The following is a 14650-nucleotide window of genomic DNA, read 5'->3' on the forward strand; positions in this document are numbered from 1 at the left end:
TCACGCTCGTGGAGCAGCTCGAGGCTGCCGTCATCAAAAAAGGTGTTCAGCCGCAACAGCGGATCACGCGGATCAAGCGATTCATCAATCGCCTCGGGAGCAAAGATCGTCATCTGCGGCCTCTCTGGTTGGCGTTGGCGGCACGAACAGAGCTGTCTGAATGTTGATACCCCCGGCTCAAGAACGCCTAAAGAGCTGTCCCGGCGCGCATCTAGAGCGCCGCGTACACCGCTTGCGCGAACTGAATATGCAACAGCTGCAGTCGTAGCGTGGATGTGCTCGCCAGCGCGGCCTTGGGGTCCAGGTCGGGCATGCGCCACTGCGGCAGGAACATGAGAATCGCGTCGGCCTTCGGGTCGGCATGCCACCAGGTGCCGAATGCTCCCGGCCAGCCGAAGGTGCCGGCGCCGCCCGGACCGAACAATGCGGCCTCGTTCGGATCGAGGACGACCGACAGGCCAAGGCCGAATCCGCGTCCGGTCCAGTAGGGCAGGCCGAAGGACGGCAGTTTGCGCTGTGCAGGGGTGAGGCGGTTGGTGCGCAGCGCGGCCGTCGATTCGGGGGACAGGATGCGCACTCCGTCGGCCTCGCCGCCACCCAGGAGTGCTCGCGCGAAGGCGAGGTAGTCGTGCGCGGTGCTCGCGAGTGCGCCGCCGCCGCGGCACAGTGCCGGTGCTGAGGTGGGCATCGAAGTGAGATAGCCGCGGTCGGCCACCACAATTTGTTCGTCATCTCCGAGGCCATACAGGCGCGCCAATCGGCTCGCCTTGTGTTCGGGAACGAAGAAGTCGGTATCGGACATGCCGAGCGGATCCAGGATTCGTTGACGCAGCAGCTCATTCAGTGGCCGCGCGGCCGCGCGCGCGATGAGCAAGCCGAGCACATCGGTGGAATGGCTGTAGTGGAAGCGCTCTCCGGGCGGGTATACCAGCGGCAGCGCGGCGATCGCCGCGATCCACTCGTCGGGTTCGGTGAACGCAGCCGTGTGCAGCGGCTGGTAGGCCTTCGCTATTGGTCCGGTCGAGATGAAGTCGTAGGTCAGCCCACTGCGGTGAGTCAACAGATCCTCGACCGTGATGGTGCGTGGCGCCCGGAACGTGTCATCCAGCGAGCCGCCCGGGTCTGCGAGCACCCGCATCTGGGCGAACTCCGGCAGCCAGGTGGTGATCGGGTCGTTCAAGCGGATTGTGCCGTCGTCGACAAGAGCCATGGCCGCCGCGCTGATCACCGGTTTTGTCATGGACGCGATGCGGAAAATGGTGTTGTCGGCCATCCGCAGACCCGCGTCGACGTCGCGATGACCCACGGCGCCCAGGTGCCTGAGCTGCCCGCCCTGCCACACCAACGTCACCGCTCCGGCCAGAATGCGGTCATTTACCGCCGCTCGGATCGGGGCGAGAGCTGCGTCGAATGTGGACTCGAATTCGGGCATGACCCCATACTGTCAGTCGAGGCTGGCAGGTGCCCGGATGCTAAGCTCGCTCGCGGTAAGTGACATCCTTTAACGATCCGTCCAGTGAGGCGGAGAAGGAGGTCTCGCGTAAGCGTGGGCGAAGCAGTAGAAGGACGCGAATTGTTGTCCGCCGCAGATGTCGGCAGGACCATCGCGCGTATCGCGCATCAAATCATCGAGAAGACCGCGCTTTCCGATTCCACCGACGCACCTCGCGTCGTACTGGTCGGCATCCCCACGCGCGGCGCCACCCTCGCCAAACGACTGGCCGCCCACATCACCGAGTTCTCCGGTGTCGAGGTGCCCGCCGGATTCCTGGACATCACCCTCTACCGCGACGATCTTCGTAACAAACCCCACCGCCCGCTCGAACGCACCTCGATTCCCGAGGGCGGGGTGGATGGAGCTCTGGTGATCCTTGTCGACGACGTGTTGTTCTCCGGCCGCACCGTGCGCTCGGCGCTCGACGCGCTGCGTGACCTCGGCCGGCCCCGGGCGGTTCAGCTCGCGGTCCTGGTCGACCGTGGGCACCGTGAGCTGCCGCTGCGCGCCGATTACGTCGGCAAGAACGTGCCAACCGCGCGCAGTGAGGACGTCAAGGTGCTGTTGGCCGAACACGACGGCTGCGACGCGGTTGTGATCAAGGGCGGACAAGGGGCGGCCTCATGAGACATCTGTTGTCCGCTGCCGACCTCACCCGCGACGAGGCCACCGCCATCCTGGATGACGCCGACCGGTTCCTACAGGCCCTTGCGGGGCGCGAGGTCAAGAAGCTGCCGACGCTGCGCGGGCGGACCATTATCACGATGTTCTACGAGAATTCCACGCGGACAAGGGTTTCCTTTGAGGTCGCGGGCAAGTGGATGAGTGCCGACGTCATCAATGTCAGCGCCTCGGGGTCCTCGGTGTCTAAAGGGGAGTCGCTGCGCGATACCGCGTTGACGCTGCGCGCGATCGGCGCCGATGCGCTCATCGTGCGCCATCCGGCCTCCGGTGTCGCCGCGCAGCTCGCGCAGTGGACCGCCGAGGGGGAGGACGGCCTGAGCGGACCCGCTGTCATCAACGCGGGAGACGGCACCCACGAGCATCCCACGCAGGCGCTGCTCGACGCGCTGACCATCCGACAGCGGCTCGGCAGCCTCGAAGGGCGCCGCGTCGTCATCGTCGGGGACATCCTGCACAGCCGGGTTGCTCGATCGAATGCCCTGCTGCTCAACACTTTCGGTGCCGAGGTGGTGCTAGTGGCACCACCAACGCTGCTGCCGGTCGGTGTCGAGACCTGGCCGGTGACAGTGACCCACGACCTGGACGCCGAGCTGCCGGGTGCCGATGCCGTTTTGATGCTGCGGGTGCAGGCGGAACGCATGACCGGCGGGTTCTTCCCCTCGGCGCGTGAGTATTCGGTGCTGTACGGCATGTCAGCGGCCCGCCAGCAGCTCCTCGCCGAGCACGCGGTGGTGCTGCACCCCGGTCCCATGCTGCGCGGTATGGAGATCGCATCATCGGTTGCGGATTCCTCGCAATCGGCCGTCCTGCAACAGGTATCGAATGGAGTGCATATCCGCATGGCAGTGCTGTTCCACCTGCTGGTCGGTTCCGATGAGGCGGTGCCCGCATGAGCGTGTTGATCAAAGGTGTGCGTCTCTACGGCGAGGGCGAGCAGGTTGACGTCCTGGTTGAGGACGGGCAGATCACCCGTATCGAGGCCGGTATTGGGCCGGGTATCGAAACCGAGGTCCACACGGCCATCGAAGCCCCCGGTCAGGTGCTACTGCCCGGGTTCGTCGACTTGCACACACACCTGCGTGAGCCAGGCCGTGAGGACACCGAGACCATCGACTCCGGTTCGGCGGCAGCCGCTCTGGGCGGGTACACCGCGGTCTTCGCGATGGCCAACACCAACCCGGTGGCCGACAGCCCCGTGGTGACCGATCACGTGTGGCAGCGCGGCCAGCAGGTGGGGTTGGTCGATGTGCATCCCGTGGGCGCCGTGACGGTCGGGCTGGAGGGCAAGCAGCTCACCGAGATGGGGATGATGGCCCGCGGCGCGGGCCGGGTGCGGATGTTCTCCGATGACGGCAAGTGCGTGCACGATCCGCTGGTGATGCGACGTGCGCTGGAGTACGCCAAGGGTTTGGGGGTGCTCATCGCCCAGCATGCCGAGGAGCCGCGGCTCACCGTCGGCTCGGTGGCGCACGAGGGTGCCCACGCGGCTCGGTTGGGCTTAACCGGATGGCCCCGTGCCGCCGAAGAGTCCATTGTCGCGCGTGACGCCATCTTGTCCCGCGACACCGGCGCGCCCGTGCACATCTGCCATGCCTCTACCGCGGGCACCGTCGAGTTGCTTAAATGGGCGAAGGGGCAAGGGATTTCCATCACTGCCGAGGTGACGCCGCATCACCTGCTGCTCGATGACAGTCGACTGGCCTCGTATGACGGCGTATATCGGGTGAATCCGCCGCTGCGTGAGTCCACCGACGCCGAAGCATTGCGACAGGCCCTCGCGGATGGGGTGATCGATTGTGTGGCAACCGATCACGCGCCGCACGCCGATCACGAGAAGTGCTGCGAGTTCGCCGCGGCCAGACCCGGGATGCTCGGATTGCAGACCGCGCTATCGGTGGTCGTGGAGACCATGGTGAAACCGGGGCTGCTTACCTGGCGCGATATCGCACGGGTAATGAGCGAGCGCCCGGCGCAGATCGTCGGTCTGCCCGATCAGGGACGTCCGCTGGCGGTCGGGGAGCCCGCGAACCTGACCATCGTCGACCCCGATGCCACCTGGACCGTGCGCGGTGACGGGTTGGCCAGCAAGTCGGCCAACACGCCGTTCGAATCGATGACATTGCCCGCCACGGTGACCGCCACGCTGCTGCGGGGTCGTGTCACCGCACGGGACGGGAAGGTAACCGCATGAACCACGGGGACTTCGTCGGTGCGCTGATCATGGCGGGCGCCTCGCTGACCTTGACCGTGCTGCTCATCCGCTTGATGTGGCGGGGCTGGCATGCACGCGCACAGCGGCAGGCCGACGTCGTCGGGGTGCTCCCGGCTGCACCCGATGAGCGCGGTGAGGTCGTCATCGAACCCGTGGAGGGGCTCTACGTCGGCAGCACCATCGCGCCGGACTGGCAAGACCGCATCGCCGTAGGGGATTTGGGCTACCGAACGAGCGCGACGCTGACCCGGTATACCGCCGGAATCCTGTTGGAACGCAGCGGAACCGGAGACATCTGGATACCCGCGGACGTCATCACCGAGATCCGCACCGCCAAGGCGCTGGCGGGCAAGGTACTTACCCACGACGGCATTCTCGCCATTCGGTGGCGGTTGCCCTCGGGCACCGAGATCGACACCGGTTTTCTGGCCCGACCGCGAAGTGAATATCAAGAATGGAAGGTAGCGTCATGATCGATGAGCCGCTGGCGCGAAGAGGATACGGTCGCGACAAGGCGGTGCTCGTTCTCGAAGACGGGCGGGTATTCACCGGAAAGCCGTTCGGCGCGGTGGGGGAAACCCTTGGCGAGGCGGTCTTCTGCACGGCCATGTCGGGTTACCAGGAGACCCTGACCGACCCGAGTTACCACCGGCAGATCGTGGTGGCCACCGCGCCGCAGATCGGTAACACCGGGTGGAATGACGAGGACGACGAGAGCCGCGGCGGCAAGATCTGGGTCGCCGGCTACGCGGTGCGCGATCCATCGAACCGGGTATCGAATTGGCGTGCCAACGGTTCCCTCGACGACGCGCTCAAGGGGCAGCACATCGTCGGTATCGCGGGAATCGACACCCGCGCCGTGGTCCGCCACCTGCGCACCCGTGGATCGATGAAGGCGGGCATCTTCAGCGGGACCGTGGCAGACGCACCCACCGACTTCCTGCTCTCGCGCGTCAACGGCCAACCCAGCATGCTGGGCGCGGATCTGGCCGGCGAAGTAAGTACGGCCAGCACGTATACCGTGGAACCCGATGGTGCGCACCGGTTCACCGTGGCGGCTCTGGATCTGGGCATCAAGACCAACACCCCGCGTAATTTCGCGGCGCGCGGTATTCGCGTGCAGGTGGTGCCGTCGTCCATCAGTCCCGACGAGCTGCTCGCACTCGCGCCCGACGGCGTCTTCCTCTCCAACGGGCCGGGAGATCCGGCCACCGCGGACCATGTGGTCGCAGTGACGCAAGCAGTGCTGGAGCGGCGAATCCCGTTGTTCGGCATCTGCTTCGGCAATCAGCTGCTGGGCAGGGCACTGGGGCGGTCCACCTACAAGATGACGTTCGGGCACCGCGGTATCAATGTCCCGGTCATCGACCACACCACGGGCCGGGTCGCGATCACCGCCCAGAACCACGGGTTCGCGCTGGAAGGCGAGGCGGGCGAGCAGTTCGACACGCCCTTCGGGCGGGCCGAGGTCAGCCACACCTGCGCCAACGACGGCGTCGTGGAAGGGATCCGGCTGCTGGACGGGTCGGCGTTCTCGGTGCAGTACCACCCCGAGGCGGCGGCCGGGCCTCATGACGCTGAATACCTCTTCGACCAATTCGTATCCGCATTGGAAACAAGCTTGGAAGGCCGGGGTAACCGCTGATGCCACGTCGCACAGACCTCAACCACATCCTGGTCATCGGGTCCGGCCCCATCGTGATCGGCCAGGCCTGTGAGTTCGACTACTCGGGCACCCAGGCCTGTCGCGTGCTGCGCGCCGAGGGACTGCAGGTCAGCCTCGTCAACTCCAACCCAGCCACGATCATGACCGACCCCGAGTACGCCGATAACACCTATGTCGAGCCCATCACCGCTGAGTTCGTCGAGAAAGTTCTTGCCGCACAAGCCGAGAAGGGCAACAAGATTGACGCCCTGCTGCCCACACTGGGCGGTCAGACTGCGTTGAACACCGCGGTCGCGCTATACGAAAACGGCGCGCTGGAGCGGTACGGAGTCGAGCTCATCGGCGCTAATTTCGAGGCCATCCAGCGCGGCGAGGACCGCCAGCAATTCAAGGATATCGTCGCCAAAGTTGGTGGAGAGTCGGCGAAGTCCCGCGTCTGTTTCACCATGGAAGAGGTCCGGGAAACGGTTGCCGACCTCGGCCTGCCGGTTGTCGTGCGCCCCTCCTTCACCATGGGTGGGCTGGGCTCCGGCATGGCGCACACCGCCGAGGAAGTTGAGCGGATAGCAGGAGAGGGTCTTGCGGCCTCCCCGTCGGCCAATGTGCTCATCGAGGAATCGATCTACGGCTGGAAGGAATTCGAGCTTGAGCTGATGCGTGATAGTCGCGACAACGTGGTCGTCGTCTGCTCGATCGAGAACGTCGACCCGATGGGTGTGCACACCGGGGACTCGGTGACCGTGGCACCCGCAATGACGCTGACGGACCGCGAGTACCAGAAGATGCGCGATCTCGGAATCGCGATCCTGCGCGAGGTTGGTGTCGATACCGGCGGGTGCAATATCCAGTTCGCGATCGACCCCCACGACGGGCGCCTCATTGTCATCGAGATGAATCCCCGTGTGTCCCGATCGAGTGCGTTGGCCTCCAAGGCGACCGGGTTCCCCATCGCGAAGATCGCCGCGAAGCTGGCGATCGGATACAGGCTCGACGAGATCGTCAACGACATCACCAAGGAGACGCCGGCCTGTTTCGAGCCGACCCTCGACTACGTGGTGGTCAAGGCACCCCGGTTCGCCTTCGAGAAGTTCCCGGGCGCCGACGCCACGTTGACCACCACCATGAAATCGGTGGGCGAGGCGATGTCCCTGGGCCGCAACTTCTCTGAAGCGCTCGGCAAGGTGATGCGCTCGTTGGAGACCGCGGAGGCCGGGTTCTGGACCGATAACGCGGGCCCCGTCGAGGATATGGATGCGTTCCTGCGGGAGCTGCGGGTACCGCGCGAGGGGCGGCTTTACGGCATTCAACGCGCGCTGGCCGCGGGCGCCAGCGTCGAGCGGCTGGCCGAGGTCACCGGCGTGGACCCCTGGTTCGTGGAGGAGATCGCCCAGATCGACAACCTCGGCACCGAACTGCGCGAGGCACCCATCCTCGACGAGGAGCTGCTGCGACGCGCCAAGCACTACGGGTTGTCCGATCGCCAGATCGCGGCGCTCCGCCCGGAATTGGCGGGGGAGAACGGGGTTCGGTCGCTGCGGCACCGGATGGGCATCCGGCCGGTGTACAAGACCGTCGACACCTGCGCCGCCGAATTCGAGGCGAAGACTCCGTATCACTACTCGAGCTACGAGTTGGATCCTGCCGCGGAATCCGAGGTGGCCCCGCAGACTGAGCGGCCCAAGGTGCTCATCCTCGGATCGGGCCCCAACCGCATCGGGCAGGGCATCGAGTTCGACTACAGCTGCGTGCATGCGGCAACCACGCTGTCGGAGGCCGGTTTCGAGACCATCATGGTCAACTGCAACCCGGAGACGGTGTCCACCGATTACGACACCGCCGACCGCCTCTACTTCGAGCCGCTGACCTTTGAGGACGTGCTCGAGGTTTACCACGCCGAGTCGGAATCCGGCCGGGGTGGACCAGGCGTCGTCGGCGTCATCGTGCAGCTCGGGGGGCAGACGCCGCTGGGGCTGGCCAAGCGCCTGGCCGACGCGGGTGTTCCGGTGGTGGGCACCAGCCCGGCCGCGATCGACCGCGCCGAGGATCGCGGTGTGTTCGGCGAGCTGCTGGTATCCGCTGGGCTGCCCGCCCCGCGTTTCGGCACCGCAACGACATTCGAGCAGGCCAGGCAGATCGCCGCCGACATCGGATATCCGGTGCTGGTGCGGCCGTCCTACGTGCTGGGCGGCCGGGGCATGGAGATCGTCTACGACGAGGACACGCTGCAGGGCTATATCACCCGCGCCACTCAGCTCTCGCCCGAGCACCCGGTGCTGGTAGACCGCTTCTTGGAAGACGCCATCGAGATCGACGTCGACGCGCTATGCGATGGCACCGAGGTGTACCTCGGCGGGGTCATGGAGCACATTGAGGAAGCCGGTATCCACTCCGGCGACTCGGCCTGTGCGCTGCCACCGGTCACCCTGGGCCGCAGCGATATTGAAAAAGTGCGAAGTGCGACAGAATCCATCGCACACGGTATCGGTGTCGTTGGCTTGCTCAACGTGCAGTACGCGCTCAAGGACGATGTGCTCTACGTCTTGGAGGCCAACCCTCGGGCGAGCCGCACCGTGCCCTTTGTCTCGAAGGCGACAGCGGTGCCGCTTGCGAAGGCATGCGCGCGGATCATGTTGGGCGCCACTATCGCCGGACTGCGGGAGGAAGGCTTACTGCCCGCCAAGGGCGACGGCGCCACCATCCCCAGCGGTGCCCCGGTGGCGGTCAAGGAGGCCGTGCTGCCGTTCCACCGGTTCCGCAAGGCTGATGGCAGCCAAGTGGATTCCCTGTTGGGTCCCGAGATGAAGTCCACCGGCGAGGTCATGGGTATCGACGCCGATTTCGGCAGTGCATTCGCCAAGAGTCAGACCGCGGCGTACGGGTCGCTTCCCAAGGAAGGCACCATCTTCGTTTCGGTGGCCAACCGTGACAAGCGCTCGCTGGTGTTCCCGGTAAAGAGACTGGCAGATCTGGGATTCAAGGTGCTGGCGACCGAAGGCACGGCAGAGATGCTGCGTCGCAACGGAATACCATGCGAAGAGGTTCGCAAGCACTACGAGAGCGTCGGGGAGGGGCGGCCCGCGAAGTCGGCAGTGGACGTCATCAAGTCCGGCGAGGTCGCGATGGTTATCAACACCCCGTACGGGAACTCCGGCCCTCGTATTGACGGCTACGAAATCCGTTCCGCTGCCGTATCGATGAACATCCCATGCATCACCACGGTGCAGGGCGCGTCGGCCGCGGTGCAGGGAATCGAGGCCGGTATCCGCGGCGATATCGGAGTGCGGTCACTTCAGGAACTCCACGCGGGCTTGCGATGAGCCGCTTGCGCGAAGAGAGTCAGGTCCCGATGAGCCGCTTGCGCGAAGAGAGTCAGGTCCCGATGAGCCGCTTGCGCGAAGAGCGGTGGGGCCGGTGAGCTTCGGCGCACGGCTGCAGGCCGCCACCGCCTCCCGTGGCCCGTTGTGTGTCGGCATCGACCCGCATCCGGAGCTACTGCGTTCCTGGGGATTGGAGGCCGATTCCGACGGCCTGGCCAGATTCAGCGATGTCTGCGTCGAAGCCTTCCGCGAGGTGGCGATCGTCAAACCGCAGGTGGCGTTCTTCGAAACCTATGGTGCGGCCGGTTATTCGGTCCTTGAGCAGACCATTGCGGGACTGCGTGAGGCCGGCGTGCTGGTGCTCTCGGACGCCAAACGCGGAGATATCGGATCGACCATGGCGGCGTACGCGCAGGCGTGGCTAGGAAGCTCGCCGTTGAGCTCCGATGCGGTGACCGCCTCGCCGTATCTAGGATTTGGGTCCCTGTCGCCGCTGCTGGACCTTGCGCACGAGCGCGAGCGCGGTGTCTTCGTTCTCGCGGCGACATCCAACCCGGAAGCGCCGCCGGTGCAGCGTGCCCATGCCTCGGGTTCGACCGTCGCACAGTCGATGGTGGATCAGGTGGCAGCTCTCAATGCCGCCGCCGACGGTCCCGGATCGGTGGGTGTCGTGGTGGGCGTAACCGTCACCGACCCGCCGGACCTCTCGTCGATCGGTGGTCCTGTGCTTGTTCCCGGGCTCGGAGCCCAGGGGGGCAGGCCCGAGGATTTGCGTGGTCTGGGTGGCGCTCCGGGCCGGCTGCTGCTTCCCGCGGTCTCGCGCGAAGTGCTGCGTGCCGGGCCGGATGTGGCGGCGCTCCGTGCAGCCGTCGACCGGTTACGTGACAGCGTCGCTTACCTGCTGGCCGAGTGAACGGTGACGATCGGCCGATCGTCTGATGGCCTAACAATGTTGCAAGGCAATGATTTTCGGCTCAACATTCGCGCGACGGCCAGCGGTATGAGTGAGGCGATCACGATCCACCGTCCTAGTGGGGTGAACCCACCCCAAGCCGGATCGATGACGTAGATCCGGGTGTACACGAGCGTCAATATCGCGCCGATCAGCACAAGCACGCCGACAGCGATATCGCGGCTTTTGTTCATGGGGGGCACGGGGCGGTCCCACCACGGCAGTGCTCTGCGCTCGGTCGCCCGCAGCGGCACGAAAAGGATGGCCACGATGGCGCACACGATGGACAGTCGCAGCATGTTCCCCGGCCAGTACCAGGCGCTGTGCGGGCTCACCAGCCCGATGCGAAGGGCAAGGTAGATCCCGTAGGACAGCAGGAAGGTGATCACCCAGTGCCACAGGTAGATCGTCATGCTGCCGCTGTTGCACAGTTCGAGGAACCGCCACGTCCGCGCGCCCTGCGCCCAACGATTGATGGCCGGCGCGAACGCGATCACCACCAGGCATTGAACGATTGCACTCGCTGCGAGTAACAAGGTCGGCGGCATGTTGGCGATCAGCCCCGACGGATACGGTCCCAGGATGGCGAGCGCCACGGTCGCGGCCAGGGCGGCCGTTGCGCCTCCCCACGCCACTTGGCGGGGGATGAGCTTGCGTTGATACCCGATCCCCAATGCGGCGGGGACGAGCCACATGAAGATCATGTTGATCCAGCCGGTCGCGTGCCATGTGTTCGTGATGACGCTGATCGTGTCGACCAGTGCGGTGAGCAGGCACATCGTCGCGACGAACCAGCTCAGGTGGCATCCGGTGCGGATGCGGGCCAGCCACGGCAGGAACGCCAGTGTCAGCAGGTAGGCCCCCACGTACCAAAGCAGCTCGATATGCCTTTTTTCGAGATAGAGGAGCTCGCGAGTGTTGCCGAGTATGAAGTGCAGCAAGGTGGTCACCAGCGCGACGAAGGCGAGGAAATAGAACACCGGGCGGAAGAGCCGCGTGGCACGGCTCATCAGGAATTGCCCCCAGGATTTACCGGCTTCCCAGGAATGAAGATTTGCTGCGGCGCCAGCGAAGAAGAACAGCGGCATCAGCGGGATCAGCCAAAACAGCCAATGCGCGCCGTAGTTCGCTGACATGGCGGGTTTGCCCTTGACGAGGGTAGGGCTACCCGCGAGGACGTGGTAGGCCACGACCGTGGCCAGCGACACGAGCCTCGCGGCGTCCAATACCCGATCACGCTCACGTGATGGGTGCACCTGGTCACCCATATGTCGCACCCTACCCAGCAACTGTTGCGCCTTGCTAAGCAACTTCACGGACGTCTATCGACGGCGTCCTCACCTGCGTCTCTTCAACTGGACGCGGCCGTCTCTTCAACTGGACGTGGCCGGGTCGCGACACGCGCAACACGAGATTCACACAAGATTTTCAGTTTGCCCTCATGGCAATCACGGTTTGCTTGTCTCCGGTTCGAGTATAAGAACTGCAGAGGTAGCGAATCGGGAGCGAAATACGTTGAGCAGCAGTATCTTTCATTTCCGACCTGGAGAAATGTCGGGTGATACGGCGCGGGTGCGATAGTTGCTCGACATGATCGCCCGCGGCGCCTCTAGCAGGCGATTTTCACCGACTAACAGGGGGTGGGGTTCACATTTGTCGGCTGGCGTGGGTACGGTCGCTGTCGCTGGCTGGTTGTGTTTCCAGCCGAACAGAAAAACCGAAGAGTTTCGTATGAGACGGAGGAATCGTGGCCCTTCCACAGTTGACTGACGAGCAGCGCGCCGCCGCGTTGGCGAAGGCGGCTGCCGCCCGCCGCATCCGCGCCGAGCTCAAGGAGAAGCTCAAGAAAGGCGGCACCAATCTCAAGCAGGTGCTCAAGGACGCCGAGACCGATGAGGTCCTCGGCAAGATGAAGGTTTCGGCTCTGCTGGAGGCCCTGCCGAAGGTCGGCAAGGTCAAGGCGCAGGAAATCATGACCGAACTGGAGATCGCCCCGACCCGCCGTCTGCGCGGTCTCGGTGATCGTCAGCGCAAGGCGCTGCTGGAGCGGTTCGACTTTTCCTGATCTTCTCCAGATGACAGCTTCGATGAGGGGCCGGGTAGTAGTCCTATCCGGCCCCTCAGCCGTCGGTAAGTCCACCGTGGTGCATCGGCTACGCGATGACCTGGACGACCTATTCTTCAGCGTCTCTGCCACCACCAGGGCCCCTAGGCCGGGTGAGGTGGATGGCGTTGACTACCGTTTTGTCACCACCGAGGAGTTTCAGCGGCTGATCGACACCGGTGCGCTGCTGGAATGGGCCGATATCCACGGCGGATTGCAGCGTTCGGGAACTCCTGCCGCGCCCATTCGCGAGGCAATGGAGGCCGGTCGTCCCACGCTTATCGAGGTCGACCTGGCCGGTGCCCGGGCCATCAAGGCCGCGCTCCCGCAGGCCCTCACCGTCTTCCTGGCCCCACCGAGCTGGGACGCGCTGGTGCAGCGGCTTACCGGCCGCGGGACCGAATCCGAGGCTGTGATCGCCCGACGATTGGAAACAGCCGAGGTGGAAATGGCGGCTCAAACCGACTTTGATGTCGTCGTCGTCAACGACCAGTTGGAAAATGCCTGCGCAAAGTTGGTATCGTTGTTGGTCGGACGTTAACCGGCAGCGCATCGCGAGTACCGCGTCAGCCATCTTCAGCGCCACATACAAAGCCAGGAGATTCTTTAGTGAGCACTCCCCAGACCGACGTCATCGTCGAACCGGGCACCGAAAGCTACGACGCAGCCCTCGACACGCCGCTGGGTATCACCAACCCACCGATCGACGAGCTGCTGGCACGGGCATCGAGCAAGTACGCGCTGGTGATCTACGCAGCCAAGCGTGCTCGCCAGATCAACGACTACTACAACCAGCTAGGTGACGGCATCCTCGAATACGTGGGGCCGCTCGTCGAGCCGGGTCTGCAGGAAAAGCCGCTGTCGATCGCGCTGCGCGAGATCCATGGCGATCTGCTCGAGCACACCGAAGGCGAGTAGAAACCAGGACGACGGTCATGGCCGACCGCAAGCGGATCATCGTCGGAGTGGGCGGGGGAATCGCCGCCTACAAGGCCTGCACCGTGGTGCGCCAGCTCACCGAGGCTGGGCACAGCGTCCGGGTTATTCCTACCGAGTCCGCCCTGCAATTCGTGGGCGCCGCGACATTCGAGGCACTCTCGGGTGAGTCGGTCAGGACCGGGGTGTTCGAGGATGTTCCCCAGGTCCCACATGTGCGGTTGGGGCAGGACGCAGACCTCGTGGTGGTCGCGCCTGCAACCGCGGACCTATTGGCGCGTGCCGCCACGGGTCGTGCCGACGACCTGCTGACCGCGACGCTGCTGACCGCACGTTGTCCGGTGCTCTTCGCCCCCGCGATGCACACAGAGATGTGGCTGCATGCCGCCACTCAGCACAACGTGTCGACGCTGCGCGAACGCGGCGCCGTGGTCCTGGAGCCCGCCTCGGGTCGGCTTACCGGCGCCGACAGCGGCCCAGGCCGCCTTCCCGAGGCCGAGGAGATCAGCACCCTGGCCCAACTGCTCCTGGCGCGAGCCGACGCGCTACCGCACGATCTGGCCGGTGTACGCGTCCTGGTGACCGCCGGCGGAACCCGCGAGCCCCTGGACCCCGTGCGCTTCATCGGGAACCGCAGTTCCGGGAAGCAGGGATACGCGATAGCGCGGGTCGCCGCCCAGCGCGGCGCAGAGGTCACGCTCATCGCCGGCCACACCGTCGGGCTGCCCGACCCAGCCGGGGTCAACGTGGTCCACATCAGCTCCGCGGCGCAACTGCAGGACGCGGTCACCAAACACGCATCCGAGGCGGAGGTGCTGATCATGGCGGCCGCCGTGGCCGACTTCCGCCCCGCGCACGTTGCGACCAACAAGATCAAAAAGAGCCATCCCCCCGTGGGGACAAACCCAGTCGAGGGCCCCGTCGATGCGCCCATCGAATTGCTGCGCAATGCCGATGTGCTGGCCGGAGTCGTGCGTGCGCGCACCGACGGGCAGCTGCCCAACATGCGGGCCATCGTCGGGTTTGCCGCCGAAACCGGCGATGCCAATGGCGATGTGCTCTTCCATGCGCGTTCCAAGCTGAAGCGCAAGGGCTGTGATCTGTTGGTAGTCAACGCTGTTGGCGAGGGACGGGCCTTCGAGGTGGACAGTAACGACGGTTGGCTGCTGTCCACCCAAAGCAGCGGCGAGGTCACTGAAGTTGTCTTGGAGCACGGCACCAAAGTTCTGATGGCAAGCCGTATTGTGGATGCCGTTACCGGGCTTTGTCAGCGAACCTGACAAC

Annotated in this window: 14 protein-coding genes; 11 read left to right on the top strand and 3 right to left on the bottom strand. The window is 65.0% G+C overall.

Annotation, left to right across the window (positions count from 1 at the left end; translation table 11 throughout):
* Nucleotides 1–113, bottom strand: a 113-nt coding sequence (locus tag AB0H22_RS20110; RefSeq protein WP_358148773.1) for a hypothetical protein, incomplete at its 3' end; no start/stop codon positions are given.
* Between the two features lie 98 nt (nucleotides 114–211).
* Nucleotides 212–1432, bottom strand: coding sequence for a serine hydrolase domain-containing protein (locus AB0H22_RS20115; RefSeq protein WP_180749831.1), 1221 nt, complete (start codon nucleotides 1430–1432; stop codon nucleotides 212–214).
* 114 nt (nucleotides 1433–1546) lie between these two features.
* On the opposite strand from AB0H22_RS20115, the gene pyrR reads away from it, so the two are divergent.
* The 7 genes from pyrR (at nucleotide 1547) to pyrF (ending at nucleotide 10287) form a co-directional block, all read left to right on the top strand.
* Entirely contained in the window at nucleotides 1547–2122 is a 576-nt protein-coding gene (gene pyrR / locus AB0H22_RS20120) for a bifunctional pyr operon transcriptional regulator/uracil phosphoribosyltransferase PyrR (RefSeq protein ID WP_180749832.1), read from the top strand.
* Complete coding sequence (locus AB0H22_RS20125; RefSeq protein WP_358148453.1) at nucleotides 2119–3072, top strand: aspartate carbamoyltransferase catalytic subunit; 954 nt, start codon at nucleotides 2119–2121, stop codon at nucleotides 3070–3072. Before pyrR ends, AB0H22_RS20125 begins: the two co-directional genes overlap by 4 nt.
* Nucleotides 3069–4370, top strand: a complete 1302-nt coding sequence (locus AB0H22_RS20130; RefSeq protein WP_180749834.1) for a dihydroorotase — start codon at nucleotides 3069–3071, stop codon at nucleotides 4368–4370. The genes AB0H22_RS20125 and AB0H22_RS20130 overlap by 4 nt, the downstream gene beginning before the upstream one ends.
* Nucleotides 4367–4864, top strand: coding sequence for a transporter (locus tag AB0H22_RS20135; protein WP_180749835.1), 498 nt, complete (start codon nucleotides 4367–4369; stop codon nucleotides 4862–4864). The genes AB0H22_RS20130 and AB0H22_RS20135 overlap by 4 nt, the downstream gene beginning before the upstream one ends.
* Nucleotides 4861–6036: a glutamine-hydrolyzing carbamoyl-phosphate synthase small subunit gene (gene carA, locus AB0H22_RS20140; protein ID WP_180749836.1), complete on the top strand. Its 1176-nt coding sequence runs from the start codon at nucleotides 4861–4863 to the stop codon at nucleotides 6034–6036. Before AB0H22_RS20135 ends, carA begins: the two co-directional genes overlap by 4 nt.
* Nucleotides 6036–9374 carry a carbamoyl-phosphate synthase large subunit gene (gene carB, locus AB0H22_RS20145; protein ID WP_180749837.1) on the top strand — a complete coding sequence of 1113 codons (3339 nt, stop codon included), beginning with the start codon at nucleotides 6036–6038 and terminating at the stop codon, nucleotides 9372–9374. The genes carA and carB overlap by 1 nt, the downstream gene beginning before the upstream one ends.
* Nucleotides 9375–9459: 85 nt before the next feature.
* A complete protein-coding gene (gene pyrF / locus AB0H22_RS20150; protein ID WP_358148457.1) occupies nucleotides 9460–10287 on the top strand; it encodes an orotidine-5'-phosphate decarboxylase in 828 nt (275 codons plus the stop codon).
* Here pyrF and AB0H22_RS20155 read toward each other — a convergent pair.
* The gene (locus tag AB0H22_RS20155) at nucleotides 10269–11594 is read right to left on the bottom strand and encodes an acyltransferase (RefSeq protein WP_358148459.1); all 1326 of its coding nucleotides are present in this window, start codon (nucleotides 11592–11594) and stop codon (nucleotides 10269–10271) included. The genes pyrF and AB0H22_RS20155 overlap by 19 nt on opposite strands.
* 479 nt (nucleotides 11595–12073) lie before the next feature.
* Here AB0H22_RS20155 and mihF point away from each other — a divergent pair, with 479 nt between their 5' ends.
* The 4 genes from mihF (at nucleotide 12074) to coaBC (ending at nucleotide 14646) form a co-directional block, all read left to right on the top strand.
* Nucleotides 12074–12391: an integration host factor, actinobacterial type gene (gene mihF / locus AB0H22_RS20160; RefSeq protein ID WP_180749840.1), complete on the top strand. Its 318-nt coding sequence runs from the start codon at nucleotides 12074–12076 to the stop codon at nucleotides 12389–12391.
* Between the two features lie 10 nt (nucleotides 12392–12401).
* Nucleotides 12402–12971: a guanylate kinase gene (gmk, locus tag AB0H22_RS20165; RefSeq protein ID WP_180749841.1), complete on the top strand. Its 570-nt coding sequence runs from the start codon at nucleotides 12402–12404 to the stop codon at nucleotides 12969–12971.
* Nucleotides 12972–13063: 92 nt separating this feature from the next.
* Nucleotides 13064–13348 (top strand): DNA-directed RNA polymerase subunit omega, encoded by a 285-nt coding sequence (rpoZ, locus tag AB0H22_RS20170; protein ID WP_225422047.1) that lies wholly within the window; start codon nucleotides 13064–13066, stop codon nucleotides 13346–13348.
* Nucleotides 13349–13365: 17 nt separating this feature from the next.
* Complete coding sequence (gene coaBC, locus AB0H22_RS20175) at nucleotides 13366–14646, top strand: bifunctional phosphopantothenoylcysteine decarboxylase/phosphopantothenate--cysteine ligase CoaBC (protein ID WP_180749843.1); 1281 nt, start codon at nucleotides 13366–13368, stop codon at nucleotides 14644–14646.
* The last annotated feature ends 4 nt before the right edge of the window (nucleotides 14647–14650 follow it).

This window comes from Mycobacterium sp. NPDC050853 (genome assembly GCF_040653875.1).
Taxonomy (GTDB): Bacteria; Actinomycetota; Actinomycetes; order Mycobacteriales; family Mycobacteriaceae; genus Mycobacterium.

What these genes read in the sequence shown, in the direction of transcription:
- AB0H22_RS20115 (WP_180749831.1), bottom strand. Translation starts at nt 1,432, where the DNA reads ATGCCCGAATTCGAGTCCACATTCGACGCAGCTCTCGCCCCGATCCGA.
- AB0H22_RS20125 (WP_358148453.1), top strand. Translation starts at nt 2,119, where the DNA reads ATGAGACATCTGTTGTCCGCTGCCGACCTCACCCGCGACGAGGCCACC.
- AB0H22_RS20130 (WP_180749834.1), top strand. Translation starts at nt 3,069, where the DNA reads ATGAGCGTGTTGATCAAAGGTGTGCGTCTCTACGGCGAGGGCGAGCAG.
- AB0H22_RS20135 (WP_180749835.1), top strand. Translation starts at nt 4,367, where the DNA reads ATGAACCACGGGGACTTCGTCGGTGCGCTGATCATGGCGGGCGCCTCG.
- carA (WP_180749836.1), top strand. Translation starts at nt 4,861, where the DNA reads ATGATCGATGAGCCGCTGGCGCGAAGAGGATACGGTCGCGACAAGGCG.
- carB (WP_180749837.1), top strand. Translation starts at nt 6,036, where the DNA reads ATGCCACGTCGCACAGACCTCAACCACATCCTGGTCATCGGGTCCGGC.
- AB0H22_RS20155 (WP_358148459.1), bottom strand. Translation starts at nt 11,594, where the DNA reads ATGGGTGACCAGGTGCACCCATCACGTGAGCGTGATCGGGTATTGGAC.
- gmk (WP_180749841.1), top strand. Translation starts at nt 12,402, where the DNA reads ATGACAGCTTCGATGAGGGGCCGGGTAGTAGTCCTATCCGGCCCCTCA.
- coaBC (WP_180749843.1), top strand. Translation starts at nt 13,366, where the DNA reads ATGGCCGACCGCAAGCGGATCATCGTCGGAGTGGGCGGGGGAATCGCC.